Genomic DNA, 13,925 nt, shown 5'->3' with positions numbered 1-13,925 from the left:
TTGACTCGTGCGGTACCCCTCCATTGTTCATCACGGCGCCACAACAGGCGTGACGGGCTCATGCCATCAGTTGCAGGTGGACGATAAGTATGCGTTGCTGATTGACAGCGGCCTCTTTCAAAGCGCCGAAACCTCTTCTGCGGGCCGGGCAGGCGCAGGCAGCCTCGCACCGGATTTCTCTCTGGACGGCATCAAGGCGCTGGTCGCAGTCACTGCTCATACCGACTACGTTGGCCCCATGCCCGGCCTCCGCGCGGTCAGCTGCAAACGCCCAATTTTCCGTACTGAGTCGTCGGTCTGGGCGCTGCTCATCGTCCTCAAGGATGCCTTCAAGCTCGGTTTCAGTCGCGACCCAAAAAAGGTCGAGCGTGACTTAAAGCTGATCGAGCTACCTATCCTCGCCTCAACGCAAACCGATCAGCCAGCTATTGCGATCACTGGCAACGACATTTGCTCCAGTGGGCGTATCGTCAACTACCTCAAGGTCATGCGGGGTGATGCGCGGCATGATGTGTTGACCTTCGGCTGCCAGGCTACAGGAACACCGGTGCGACAGGCCCAGTGCGTTGGCTCACGTAATGGCTATGTGGAATTTGACGGGCAGCGCTATGACATTCGGGCTCAGGTGCATACCATAGGCGGTTATTCAGCTCATGCGGATCAGTCAGGGCTGGTAAGGTTTGTCAGTCGTATGAGCGCGTGGCCAAATGAAATCCGTCCGGTACATGGCGAGAAGCCAGCTAGACGTGCTTTGGCTGGTGCATTGCGAGAGCGCTATGTCGACCAGAGCAGTGATGTAGACATCCTGTTGCCAGGCATTGATGAGGAGACCGGGATGGGGTGAGCCGTTGCCATTCCTTTGCGTAGGCGCCCAGTAGATCTGAGGCTTTGTCACTCTATCTAGAGTTTGATTGGGCTGGAAAGAAACCGGTTTGCCATTGCCTAGATAAGTACCCATCACACAGGTTCAACGTTTCATGATGCCAACTAACCCCATTCAACCAGTAGTGCTGTGCGGCGGATCAGGTACGCGGCTGTGGCCGTTGTCGCGGTCAGGCTTTCCAAAGCAGTTCCTTTGCCTGGTGGGCAATGACAGCTTGTTCCAACAGTCCATAAAGCGCCTCCTGGGTGGCAGTGAGTCGAGCGGGGCCCCTTCCTTGCCTTACATCGTTTGCAATGAAGAACACCGCTTTTTGGCACAAGAGCAACTCAGGGAGCTTGGGGTCAACAATGCGACATTCCTGCTCGAGCCAGTAGGGCGTAACACCGCGCCGGCACTGACACTGGCTGCCTTGGCTGCACGCGAAGCAGGAACAGATCCAGTGCTCGTGGTTACCCCGGCAGATCAAGCCATCACTGATGACGAAGCTTTCCGCGTTGCGATGCAGCGAGCGGTTGAGTCTGCGCTTGAGGACAACATCGTCATTCTCGGCATTACCCCTGACAGGCCTGAAACCGGCTATGGCTATATCAAGGTGGCTTCTGACAACGAGACGGTTGCAGCTGTCGAGCGCTTTGTAGAGAAACCCGACCGGGACACTGCTCAAGCCTACTTGGATGAGGGCGGTTACTACTGGAATGCAGGCTTATTCGTACTCAAGGCATCGGTATGGTTAGCGGCCCTGGAGAGCTTTCGGCCCGATATTCTTCAGGCTGCCTTGAAGAGCTGGACGGAAAAGCGGATTGATGGCGCCTTTATTCGGCCTGATAGCGAAGCTTTTGCTGCAACACCTAGCGAATCGATCGATTACGCCGTTATGGAGAAATGCCCCGGTAGTGGCTTTCCCATCAGAATGCTACCTCTGAATGCCGGCTGGAGTGATCTGGGTGCCTGGGATGCTGTATGGAGCGTCTCGCCCAAGGACGAAAAAGGTAATGCCCTTCACGGTGATGTGTTGATAGCCGACAGCGGCAATTCGCTTGTGCATGCCAGCAGCCGCCTTGTAGCACTGGCCGGAGTTGAGAACCTCGTGGTGATTGAAACAGCAGATGCGGTTCTGGTTGCAGATAGAAGTCGCTGCCAGGACGTTAAGCAGATTGTCAGCCTGCTTAACCAGCAGTCTCGCGAGGAGCACGCCCTTCACCGCAAGGTACACCGTCCGTGGGGCTGGTATGACAGCATTGATGTTGGCGAGCGCTTTCAGGTTAAGCGGATAGGTGTGCGACCTGGCAGGTCGCTATCGCTGCAAAAACATCATCATCGCGCGGAACACTGGATTGTTGTTAAAGGAGCTGCTGAGGTTACGCGTGGTAATGAGGTTTTTTTATTAAGCGAAAACCAGTCGACCTATATTCCTGTCGGTGAGGTCCATCGTTTGTCGAATCCGGGAATGATCGAATTGGAAATCATAGAAATTCAGTCTGGAAGCTATCTAGACGAGAGCGATATCATTAGGTTCGAAGATAATTACGGTAGAGTGAAATGACTAGAAAGGCGCTTATTACAGGTGTAACAGGGCAAGATGGAGCTTATTTGGCAGAGCTTCTGCTTGAGAAGGGATATGAAGTTCACGGTATCAAAAGACGGAGCTCTCTATTTAATACCGCACGAATAGATCATCTATTTCATGATGCACATGAGTCGGGAAAGCCGTTTTTTTTACATCACGGAGATATGACAGATTCTTCAAGTCTTACTCATATTATTCAAAAAGTACAACCTGACGAGATTTATAATCTTGCTGCACAAAGTCACGTTGCGGTGTCATTTGAAGAGCCGGAATATACGGCAAACTCCGATGCGTTAGGAGCGTTGCGGATACTCGAAGCAATACGAATTTTGGGACTCGAACAAAAAACGCGCTTTTACCAGGCATCTACATCTGAGCTCTATGGGTTGGTTCAGGAGATCCCTCAGAAAGAAACCACACCGTTCTATCCTAGGAGTCCATATGCTGTTGCTAAATTGTATGCATACTGGATTACAGTAAATTACCGTGAAGCATATGGCATCTATGCCTGTAACGGAATTTTGTTTAATCATGAAAGTCCAATCCGCGGCGAGACCTTCGTTACTCGAAAAATTACGAGAGCGTTGGCGAGAATAAAATTGGGCCTCCAAGATTGTCTTTATTTGGGCAATATGGATTCATTGCGAGACTGGGGGCACGCAAAGGACTACGTAGAGATGCAATGGTTGATGTTGCAGCAAGAGCAGCCTGAGGATTTTGTAATCGCCACCGGTGTTCAATACAGTGTAAGGGATTTCGTTAACGTAGCGGCAAAAGAGTTAGGCATTGAAGTTTTTTGGAAGGGTCAGGGTGTAGAGGAAAAGGGATACGATAGTAACGGAAAGTGCATCGTTGCCGTGGATCCTCGTTACTTCAGACCGACAGAGGTAGAAACCTTACTTGGAGATGCTTCCAAAGCTAAGGCTAAATTGGGTTGGACACCCAAAATAACATTCGCCGAGCTCGTAGAGGAAATGGTCCGAGAGGATCTTAAAAGTGCTGAGCGTGACCAGCTAGTTGGTAAGCACGGTTATTCAACTTTTGGCCCTAAAGAGTAAGTTACGGGCCTAATCGATGAAAAAGCAGAAGATTTTATTGACCGGTAGCGGCGGAATGGTCGGGCGTAATGTCCTTGAGCATTCTGCTTTGCATAACTATATTGTTTTGGCTCCACGTAGCAATCAGTTGGATTTATGTAATTATTCTCAGGTAGAGCAATATCTGAATGACCATCAACCGGATATCATCGTCCATGCAGCTGGTCGAGTGGGTGGTATACAAGCGAATATTCGCGAGCCGGTTCGGTTTCTTGTTGAAAATTTAGACATGGGCCGAAATATAGTTTCGGCAGCAAAAAAAACTGGTGTTAAAAAGCTGCTGAATCTCGGTAGCTCATGCATGTACCCCAAAAATCATTCTTCAGCCCTTGTTGAGGACATGATGCTCAAGGGGGAGTTAGAACCAACGAATGAAGGTTACGCTTTAGCTAAGATTACTACGGCTAAGCTATGTGAATATATAATGCGGGAAGATGGAGCGTATAACTACAAAACCCTCATACCGTGCAATATATATGGGCGGTATGACAAGTTTGATCCTCTCAATTCCCATCTTGTACCGGCGATCATCGATAAAATTCATAAGGCCAAAACCTTGCAGCAGCGAGAGGTTGATATCTGGGGCGATGGTACTGCTCGGCGCGAGTTCATGTATGGTGAAGACTTAGCAGATGCCATCATGCGTGCGATAGATAGCTTCGATAGTTTGCCGAATACTATGAATGTTGGCTTGGGCTATGATTATTCCATTAATGAATTCTATGAAGCTGCTGCCTTGGTAATGGGCTACGACGGCTCCTTTGTACATGATGTTAGCAAACCCGTCGGAATGGCCCGCAAATTGATGAATGTCGACCGCCTTCATGAGTGGGGGTGGCGCGCGAAGTATCAACTGCACGATGGTATAGAAAAGACCTATCGCTATTATTTGGAGCACTGTCAATGAGTGTAATATTTCCGCTTGCAACTTCTTCGTGGGGCAAAGAAGAAATCGATGCTATGCAAAGGGTCATTTCTTCTGGCATGTTTACCATGGGCGAAAATGTTCAGTTATTCGAACAAAAATTTGCGCAGTATGTAGGAAGCAAGCATTGCGTGATGGTGAATTCCGGCTCTTCCGCGAATCTGCTGATCATTGCAGCTTTGTTTTATACGAAAAACCCAATGTTAAAGTTAAAGCGAGGAGATGAGATTATTGTTCCCGCTGTTTCTTGGAGTACAACTTATTATCCGCTTTATCAATACGGACTGAAAATAAAGTTCGTCGATGTTGATATTAATACGCTCAATTATGATCTTGATCAGCTCTCTCAAGCAGTAAGCAGCGATACGCGAGCTATTATGGCCGTCAACTTGCTCGGTAATCCTAATGATTTCAATCGCATCAACGAGATCATTGGGGGTCGTAATATTGTTCTGGTTGAAGATAACTGTGAATCAATGGGGGCGACCTATAACGACAAACACGCGGGTACTTTTGGAGTAATGGGGAGCTTTAGCTCTTTCTTTAGCCACCATATATCCACAATGGAAGGTGGATTGATCGTTACAGATGACGAAGAACTTTATCAGATATTGCTTTCTCTACGTGCTCATGGTTGGACCAGGAATTTACCTAAAGAGAATCTTGTTTGTGATAAAAAAAGTGATGACCCGTTTGAGGAGTCATTTCGCTTTGTGTTGCCTGGCTATAACGTAAGGCCATTAGAGTTAGAAGGTGCACTTGGGATTGAGCAGGTAAAACGCTTACCGGCTATGATTGAGGCGCGTCAAAAAAATGGAGCTCTTCTGCAGTCAAGCATGAGTATGCACCCTGATCTTTTAATTCAAAAAGAAATCGGTGCTTCTAGTTGGTTTGGATTCAGCCTGGTAATACGTCAAAGCAGTAAATTAACTCGGAAAAAGTTGGTGGAAAAATTAGTGGCGAAAGGATTTGAGTGCCGTCCCATTGTTGCTGGGAATTTTGCAAAAAATGAGGTCGTTAAATATTTCAACTCTGAAGTGTTTGGTGAGCTAAAGAATGCGGAGTACATAGACGCCAATGGTCTTTTTATCGGCAATCATCACTACCCTATCTCTGATGCCATTGCGGCGCTTGTTTCAATATAGTGAGCTGAAATGAATTTTTTAGATAAAGTTAAGCGAAAAATAATTTTTATTTATCGCAAGAATATTTGTCGTGATCCGTTTCTGCTAGAAGCTTCCCGCTGGTTTAGGGATGAAGGTGATAGTACTTTGCGCTTGGACTATCCCCTATCCGCCAATAGTGTTGTTCTTGATTTGGGCGGATACCTAGGGGATTTTGCAGATGACATAAACAAAAAATACAAGTGCAAGGTTTATGTTTTTGAGCCCGTCTCTAGCTTTTACAATAGCTGTGTTGAGCGATTTAAGGGTAATTCAGATATCATATGTATGAATTATGGCTTGGCAACAGAAAATGCTCGCTGGGAGATAGCTCTTTCTGATAATGCCTCTAGTTTTACTCAGCGTGCAAAGAATGCTGACGTTACGATGGTTGAGGTGCGCGATATTGTCGAATCAGTTAGAGAACTTAATGTTGAGCGTGTAGATCTTCTAAAAATAAATATCGAGGGTGGGGAATTTGATATTTTGCCGCGTATTATAGAATCGGGACTTATCAATAGCATTGATAACCTACAAATTCAGTTTCATAATTTTGTCGATGATGCGGATCGAAAGAGAAAGAATATTAGAGATGCATTGTGTGTAACCCACGAAGAAATTTGGAACTATGAGTTTGTTTGGGAAAGCTGGCGTTTAAAGAGATAAACTGATGCAGGTTCGAGCAATAGGGTTTCGCGCAAATGGTTTTTTGAGAAACGCCATTTTCGATTTACAGCATCCTCTTAATAGGGATAATTGTTTTTATCCTTTTTGGTTAATGAAAAAGTCGTTTTTAAGTGTTGGGATTGCTATTGATACTATTGACCTAGTTGAACAGGTCCCAGTTGTTCTCGATATGGACATTCAAGCGGATCGTCAGGGAGTAAGAAATAGTTATCTATTGTTAATGGAAACTCCTCAGATAATTCCTGAGAATGGTGTGATTAAGAACTTTAGTGGTTATAGGAGGGTTTTCACCTGGAATGATGATTTGGTAGATGGTGAAAAATTCATTAAAATTAATTTTCCAAATTTTATTAAACTAGCTCCCAGTGGCGGATTTTCTGATAGAGATCGTTTTTGCGTTTTGATTGCTAGCAATAAAAGTCTAGCTATTCGTGATTCGAGAGATCTCTATGTAGAGCGAGTCAAGGCCATCCGGTGGTTTGAAAAAAATGCACCTCATGATTTTGATCTATATGGGGCCGGCTGGAACTTGCCTAAATCAACAGTTGGGCTGTTGGGGAAAGCTAATAGGCACATATGGAATAAATTAGGGAAGATACATAAGGTGGTTTTTTTTCCAAGCTATAAGGGGCGCATTGATAGCAAATGTCAAGTTTTATCTCGTGCAAAATTTTCTATATGTTATGAAAATGTTAGGGATTTGCCTGGTTATATTACGGAGAAAATTTTCGATTGTTTTATTTCTGGGTGCGTTCCTGTCTATTGGGGGGCGTCGAATATTAATGAGTATATTCCTGCAGATTGCTTTATTGATAGGCGAGCTTTTGAAAGCATGGAGGATCTCTATAGATTTCTCAAGGCCATGACGGAAGGTGAGTTTGTTGGCTATCAACAAAGAATTTCAAATTTCTTAGCAAGTGATGCTGCTTACCCTTTTAGTTCTGAGTTTTTTGCGGAGACTATCGTCAGTTCGATAGTGCGAGACCTTGAGCGAGCGGAGTGATTTTTTATGGCTAACTGCAGGCAGGGTTTTATCTGCAGTTATTGCTCTTGCGTCCGTGCGTGCGGTAACCACATATCTTTCGCCGGACCAGTACGGAGAGCTTGCTCTCCTGATTTCCGTTCAAACATTTTGTGGCCTGTTTCTTGTAAATCCGATTGGTCAATATATAAACCTTAATACTCATTCGTGGTTTTCAGATAAAACATTACGCCCCCGCTTGAATTGTTATTGGGGCTATGTGCTTTTAATTTCTAGCGTTGGAAGTTTAGCCGCTTGGCTACTGATTGATCCCCTCATGCAGCCTCAGTTACCGCTGATGTTGTTTGCGATGTACTTGACCGTGGTTGCCAGTACTTGGAATGCCACGTTAATTCCGATGCTTAATATGTTAGGGTTCAGGCGCTCCTCAGTGATATTAACATTGATCACTTCTTGTGCTAGCTTGTCAGCCTCAATGTATATCGTCTCTTGGGAACCTTCGGCCACTGGTTGGTTTGTAGGGCAGATGATTGGATTAAGTATCGGTGGCGGAATTGCTAGTTTTATTATCCATAAAAGCGTTTTTGGAAAAAACTCAAAACCACGAATAGTTAAGTTGATCGATAGGAAAACGATATTTGCTTATTGCGTGCCTTTAGCAATAGCTACAGGGCTGATGTGGTTGCAGCTAAGCGGGTACCGTTTTGTTGTTGAGCGTTATTGGGGGCTAAAAGAGCTTGCTTATTTTGCGATAGGACTTCAGCTGGCATATCAGTTGTGGTCGTTGGCGGAGTCAATTGCTACTCAGTTCTTGTATCCTTATTTTTTCCAACGCATTAGTCAGGGTGCTAATTATGAGGAAAAACAGAGTGCGCTATCTGATTTGCTGAGCATTTTGCTTCCTGCTTATCTGATCTTAATGGGGCTGAGCATTATAGCTGCGCCCTATCTGTTAAAACTCCTTGTGTCTGCCCAGTTTTATGGTGGAGTAAAGTTTTTTATTGTCGGAACTGTTGTGGAATTTTGTCGTGTCAGCGCGAACTTGTTGAGTAACGCCGCTCACGCTAAACGAGCAACAGGGACGCTTGTACTACCATATGCGGCTGGTGTGGTTTTTATATATTTTGGACTTTACATTTTCGGCCTAAAAGGTTTCGAAATATGGTGGGCAGGCATTGCATTGATTGTGGGGGGCGTAATTATGCTAGTGTTGCTTGCTTTAAGAATGTATGGGCAACTTAAATTTAAAGTTTATAGTGCCGGCCTGGTGGCCGCCTGCGTGCTGTCACTAGTTATGTCGGGCGTGGCTTTTTTCCTGCCCGTTTTCATTTCTTTCGCGCATGTTTTCATCGTAATGATCACCTTGTGTTCAATCGGTCTAATCTCATTGTTTATATTGCTTTACAATAACCCAGCGCTGGGTCGAATGCTAAATGCCAAGTTAGGACGGGGCAGATGATCATAAACCAAATATATGGTGGTTTAGGGAACCAAATGTTTCAGTATGCAGCCGGGCGTGCAGCGTCCTTGCGTTTAAATGAAACAATGGCCCTTGATATTTCTTTTTTTGAAAGTAGTTCGTTGCATCAAGGCTTTGAGTTGTTTCGAGTGTTCAATATCGACACCCCTTTGGCAGGTTTCGAAGAGATCTCGAGGGTTCTGGGATGGCAAGGTTTTAAATATATGCGGCGAATAGTCGCTCGCCCGGAATTTAAACGTATTAGAAAGTGCTCCTTTATTATTGAGCCGTCGTTTAATTACTGGCCAGGCATGCGCTTGGTGCCTGGTGATTGTTATTTGAGCGGGTATTGGCAAAGTGAAAAATATTTTTCAGACTGTGTGTCCATCATTCGCAAAGATTTCGCGTTTAAAGAGCCTCTTGGTTCTCTCAATGAAGAGCTATTGAAAAAAATAACGCAAAAAAACTCTGTGAGTTTGCATGTGCGGCGAGGTGACTATGTTGCTTATGCTAATACCAGCGTTTATGCCTGCTGTTCAATAGGCTATTACAAAAAGGCAGTGGACTACATCGCTGCGCAAGTAAAGGATCCGGTGTTTTTCGTTTTTTCAGACGATCCTGATTGGGTCAAGGCCAATCTTAAATTTGAATATGACCATTTTTATGTTTCGCATAACAAAGGGACCGAAAGCTACAACGACATGCGGCTAATGAGCAGGTGTGATCACCACATAATTGCAAATAGTTCATTTAGTTGGTGGGGAGCTTGGCTAAATCCTTGTATTGATAAGATTGTCATTGCTCCAGAGGCGTGGTTTGTTAACGGTACTGACGCAAGTGATTTGTGTCCTGAGGCCTGGATTAAATTATGAGAGTTTTGGTCACTGGCGGAGCAGGGTATATCGGCTCTCATATGGTTAAGCGACTGCTACAATCTAATATTGATGTCACTATTTTGGATGATATGTCCGCCGGTGTGGTTAATGAGCAACATAGCGCTTTTTTAATAAGAGGACGCACAGATGATGTCCTTCTTCTGAAAAAGATTTTTACGATGGCTCGCTATGATGCTGTCATTCATTTTGCTGGATCAACTTCCGTTTCGGAGTCGGTCGTATCGCCAGAAAAATATTTTTATAATAATTTCACCGCTTCGCTAGCGCTTTTGAACACCGCGGTGGAATGTGGAGTAAAAAAATTCATATTTTCTTCTACCGCAGCGATTTTTGGTTCACCTATTTACATTCCTATTAACGAGTCTCATCCGTCATCTCCCATCAATGCATATGGTGAGAGTAAGCTGATGTTAGAGTGGGCGCTCAAACGTTTTGAGGTTGCTCATGGTGTTCGATGGGTTTCACTCAGATATTTTAACGCTGCTGGCGCTGACCCTCAGGGGGAGCTTGGGGAGCAGCACGAACCCGAGACACACTTAATTCCTCTCGCACTGCGAGCTACGTATTCTGCAGATCAAAATTTGACTATTTATGGGACGGATTACGATACCCCCGATGGTACCTGTATTCGAGACTATGTCCATGTGTGTGATCTCTGCGAAGCACACATACTTTCGCTTGATCACTTAATTCGTGGCGGTTCGAGTCAAAGCTACAATTTGGGTAATGGGGAAGGGTATTCAGTCTTGGATATCATTCGTACGGTTGAAAACGTCACTGGCCAATTGGCTCATGTTAAATATGGTCCGCGTAGGCCGGGTGATCCAAGTCGGTTGGTGGCCGATTCCTCTAAAATTCGTGAGGAGCTTGGATGGAAGCCGCTCTATGATTTAGACGCCATTATTAGCCATGCTTGGGCCTGGGAGTGTAGAGGTATATGAAGATCGATGCTGATTCGATAAATCAACCTCTAATTTCGGTCGTACTGCCCGTATATAATGCGGTCGAACATATTGAGATTTCAGTCCAGTCGATTCTTGTGCAAAAAGTTCGTGAATTCGAGCTTATTATCATCAATGATGGCTCGACCGATGGCTCCGCTGCGATTCTAGAGCGCCTTGCAAAGTTGGATTCTAGAATTATTCTAATTTCCCGTGAAAATAGAGGGCTGGTCAGCACTCTTAATGAAGGTGTCGCAAAGTCGCGGGGGAAATGGATAGCACGCATGGATGCGGATGACATTGCATTGCCTGATAGGTTTCTGCGGCAGTTGCAGCAATTGGAGGTAACAAAATCTGATATCTGTGGAACTTGGATACGCTTATTTGGTGCCTCATCTAAACATGTAATAAAACATGCTGAGACGCACGAGGCTATTGCTGTTGAGCTTCTTTTCGGGAGCCCATTTGCCCACCCTACGGTAATGATGCGCGCAGCATTAGCGAAAGGGTTGCCATATGACGCTACTTGGGAAAAATGTGAGGATTATGATCTTTGGCGGCGGGCGTTTTTGGCTGGATGGCGTATGACTAACGTACCAGAGCCGCTACTCCTGTACCGTCAACACAGTGCTCAAATATCAACGGCCTCTCTTAGTGAGCAGCAGATTTTGACGCATAAAGTACGACAAGAGTATTGGCAGAGTGTCTCCTCATCCCTTGGGTTATCTACTGCCGATTTTCAGGAAATTCTCAAGTTAAGGAGCTCGTCTAAGGAGGGGGTTGACATGGATAAAGTTGATAGCGTAGTAAATAGCCTCTTAGCCAATGCTACTGGTGAAGCACGGGCAGTTGTGACTGATCAATCGCTGCGTTTGTATTACCGCGCGGCCAGTCAGTGTTCAAATATTTCAAGTCGCTGGGCTAATTTACATCATGAAGCTCCCGCTTCTTTTTCAGTTCGATTAAAATTGTGGGTGTTAAGTAAGCTAAGGATTAAGTCGGAGAGTAAGGCTTTTGGTTTTCTCAAAGCCATCTATTGGCGTTTGAATGGTTAGATGCCAAATGCTGCATGCCATGATTTTTTTTAAAATAGAATTGTTTCGTCGGCTGCGTGGGACATTGATAATGCTATATTGTCAGCTTAGCGCGCGAAATTTTTTTTCCAAAATTTTATTTATGTTGCATGTTCATGTATTTAGGTATGGCATAAAAAATTTTGCTAAAGCCTTCTCGTGGAAAAATAAAAGATGATGCCGAATGATAGCTCGGATAAAAGCCAGCGCTCTATGGCAAGCGTCAGTGTTATTATTCCCTGTTTTCGTTGTGCTACCACCATTTCGCGAGCGGTGAATTCGGTTGTTTGTCAGTCGTTACTGCCCCTAGAGATCATACTTGTTGATGACTATAGTCAGGACGACACTCTAAAGGTGCTATACAGCCTGCAGGCGCGTTTGGGTGCGGACTGGATAAAAGTTTGTGCGTTGCCTGAAAACGCTGGGCCAGGGACTGCCCGTAATGAGGGCTGGAAGCTCGCTCAAGGGCGTTATGTTGCGTTTCTTGACTCCGATGACCGCTGGCATCCACAAAAAATTGAATTGCAATATAACTGGATGGAGCATCATCCCAATGTCGCTTTGATCGGCCATCTTATGGCAGTAGATGATGGAGGCGATGACCCGCTTTTAGAGAATAGTACTGTATTGCCTGTTCAAATATCTTGCCGGAAGTTATTGGCGTCCAATCGTTTTTCTACCCCTACGGTTATGCTGCGGAGTGATATCGCACAGCGCTTTGCCTATGGTGAGCGTTACTGCGAAGACTATAGACTTTGGCTCCATGTCTGTTTCTTTTCCGGCGAATGTTATCTCTTCGAGCGCGTTCTGGCTTATATGTATAAAGCTCCTTATGGTGCTGCGGGGCTTAGTGGGCGACTTTGGGAAATGGAGAAAGGGGAGGTTGCCAGTTATTGGAGTATATATCGTGGGGGAGGTATTAATATTTTAAGCATGGGTTTTTGGGTGGGGCTGTCGATAGTGAAATTCATCCGTCGGGTCTTTTTGGTCCGCTTTCGAAGGCGTGCTCAATAAATGCGTATTTTGCTTCGCTCTTCTAAATTATGTCCTCAATTTCACCTCCTCAGTTTAGAGAGTCTTAGTTGAAAGTTCTTCTGGTTGGTGGTGCTGGTTTCATAGGGAAAAGACTGGTTGTTTCGTTGCTCGAGGCCGGTCATGACGTACGTGCGTTGTCCCGGAAGTCACAATCTGAAGCACCTGCTGGCGATTCTCATATTGAGTGGCTGCAGCTGGATTTGCTTGATCACAGCAGTGACCTTGATGCTGCCGTTGAAGGCTGTTCGCTGGTTTTCAATTGCGCTGGTGAATTACGTAATGAAGCGCTGATGGAGGCGCTGCATGTCGACGCCACTGCCCGTTTACTGGCTGCCAGCAAGCGTCAGGCCAAGGTTTCAGGCCGTCCCTTGCATTGGGTTCAGCTTAGTAGCGTAGGCGCTTACGGCCCACCTGTTTGCGCGAGTGCTGAGCGTACGATCACTGAGGAAAGCTTACCGGCTCCGCGTGGTGCATACGAAGTGACCAAGACAAAGGCTGATGATCTTGTTATCGGCAATGCTCAGCCTGGTGTGCTGACGGTTTCCATTTTGCGTCCGTCCAATGTCTTTGGTCCGGGAATGCCCAATGGTTCGCTGCGCCAGTTGGGGCGCCTCATTAAGAGGCGTCTTTTTTTCTATGTGGGTGCACCTGGAGCGGTGTCGACTTATGTGCATGTGGATGACGTAGTCGAAGCCTTGATGTTGTGCGGGTTCGATCCGGCCGCCCAAGGCGAAGTCTTTAATCTATCGAACGATTGCATCCAGGAAGAGTTGGTAAACGCTATAGCGGCCCATCTGGATGCAGGTCAGCCTTTTCTTAGGCTGCCAGAGGGGCTGGTCAGGGGGCTCGCACTGAGTGGTCGTTGGCTGAAGCGTTTTCCCCTGACTCAAGCTAGAGTCGATTCACTTGTTGGGCGTACGCACTATCCGTGCGAGAAGCTGGAAGCGGTACTTGGCTATCGACCTCGTCGCGCCGTTAAGGACTACATCGGAGAGGTGCTCATGCCTGATGTGTTTCGCTAAGCCAGGGCGTAATTTTAGATGCTTCTGCAATCGCTTTCGTCAGACCGATTAGACGCTGAGTCGTGGTTGCTTGAGCCGAGTTGATGATAATTGTTAGTGCCGTAGAATGTGCTCCCCCAGTTTCCCCGTATGAGCTATGTGTGTTGCACTGGAGCAAGCCTTGTGATGCTGGCGGGCAAATGCATGCGCAGAGGC

At 46.0% G+C, this 13,925-nt stretch carries 13 protein-coding genes; all 13 read left to right on the top strand.

Annotation, left to right across the window (positions count from 1 at the left end; genetic code table 11):
• Window positions 1-7 precede the first annotated feature (7 nt).
• The 13 genes from H3221_RS09180 (at window position 8) to H3221_RS09120 (ending at window position 13,730) form a co-directional block, all read left to right on the top strand.
• Window positions 8-844, top strand: coding sequence for an MBL fold metallo-hydrolase RNA specificity domain-containing protein (locus tag H3221_RS09180; RefSeq protein ID WP_196474055.1), 837 nt, complete (start codon window positions 8-10; stop codon window positions 842-844).
• A 136-nt stretch (window positions 845-980) separates the two neighbouring features.
• Complete coding sequence (locus H3221_RS09175; RefSeq protein WP_318011448.1) at window positions 981-2,426, top strand: mannose-1-phosphate guanylyltransferase/mannose-6-phosphate isomerase; 1,446 nt, start codon at window positions 981-983, stop codon at window positions 2,424-2,426.
• On the top strand, window positions 2,423-3,508 hold the full coding sequence (gmd, locus tag H3221_RS09170) for a GDP-mannose 4,6-dehydratase (protein ID WP_196474057.1): 1,086 nt from the start codon (window positions 2,423-2,425) through the stop codon (window positions 3,506-3,508). The genes H3221_RS09175 and gmd overlap by 4 nt, the downstream gene beginning before the upstream one ends.
• 16 nt (window positions 3,509-3,524) lie before the next feature.
• Entirely contained in the window at window positions 3,525-4,454 is a 930-nt protein-coding gene (locus H3221_RS09165) for a GDP-L-fucose synthase family protein (RefSeq protein WP_196474058.1), read from the top strand.
• Window positions 4,451-5,617: a DegT/DnrJ/EryC1/StrS family aminotransferase gene (locus tag H3221_RS09160; protein WP_196474059.1), complete on the top strand. Its 1,167-nt coding sequence runs from the start codon at window positions 4,451-4,453 to the stop codon at window positions 5,615-5,617. The genes H3221_RS09165 and H3221_RS09160 overlap by 4 nt, the downstream gene beginning before the upstream one ends.
• Window positions 5,618-5,626: 9 nt before the next feature.
• Entirely contained in the window at window positions 5,627-6,301 is a 675-nt protein-coding gene (locus H3221_RS09155; RefSeq protein ID WP_196474060.1) for an FkbM family methyltransferase, read from the top strand.
• 4 nt (window positions 6,302-6,305) lie between these two features.
• Entirely contained in the window at window positions 6,306-7,325 is a 1,020-nt protein-coding gene (locus H3221_RS09150; RefSeq protein WP_196474061.1) for a glycosyltransferase family 10 domain-containing protein, read from the top strand.
• A complete protein-coding gene (locus H3221_RS09145; protein ID WP_196474062.1) occupies window positions 7,309-8,763 on the top strand; it encodes a polysaccharide biosynthesis protein in 1,455 nt (484 codons plus the stop codon). The genes H3221_RS09150 and H3221_RS09145 overlap by 17 nt, the downstream gene beginning before the upstream one ends.
• Complete coding sequence (locus H3221_RS09140) at window positions 8,760-9,635, top strand: alpha-1,2-fucosyltransferase (RefSeq protein WP_196474063.1); 876 nt, start codon at window positions 8,760-8,762, stop codon at window positions 9,633-9,635. Before H3221_RS09145 ends, H3221_RS09140 begins: the two co-directional genes overlap by 4 nt.
• Window positions 9,632-10,600 (top strand): UDP-glucose 4-epimerase GalE, encoded by a 969-nt coding sequence (gene galE / locus H3221_RS09135; protein ID WP_196474064.1) that lies wholly within the window; start codon window positions 9,632-9,634, stop codon window positions 10,598-10,600. The genes H3221_RS09140 and galE overlap by 4 nt, the downstream gene beginning before the upstream one ends.
• Window positions 10,597-11,655 carry a glycosyltransferase family 2 protein gene (locus H3221_RS09130; RefSeq protein ID WP_196474065.1) on the top strand — a complete coding sequence of 353 codons (1,059 nt, stop codon included), beginning with the start codon at window positions 10,597-10,599 and terminating at the stop codon, window positions 11,653-11,655. The genes galE and H3221_RS09130 overlap by 4 nt, the downstream gene beginning before the upstream one ends.
• Before the next feature lie 192 nt (window positions 11,656-11,847).
• Complete coding sequence (locus H3221_RS09125; RefSeq protein ID WP_196474066.1) at window positions 11,848-12,687, top strand: glycosyltransferase family 2 protein; 840 nt, start codon at window positions 11,848-11,850, stop codon at window positions 12,685-12,687.
• 68 nt (window positions 12,688-12,755) lie between these two features.
• Window positions 12,756-13,730, top strand: a complete 975-nt coding sequence (locus H3221_RS09120; RefSeq protein ID WP_196474067.1) for an NAD-dependent epimerase/dehydratase family protein — start codon at window positions 12,756-12,758, stop codon at window positions 13,728-13,730.
• The last annotated feature ends 195 nt before the right edge of the window (window positions 13,731-13,925 follow it).

The organism is Pseudomonas chaetocerotis (assembly GCF_015712105.2).
In the GTDB taxonomy this organism is placed as follows: domain Bacteria; phylum Pseudomonadota; class Gammaproteobacteria; order Pseudomonadales; family Pseudomonadaceae; genus Aquipseudomonas; species Aquipseudomonas chaetocerotis.
The sequence above is the reverse complement of the archived record's forward strand: the minus strand, read 5'-3'. Positions and strand labels throughout refer to the sequence as shown.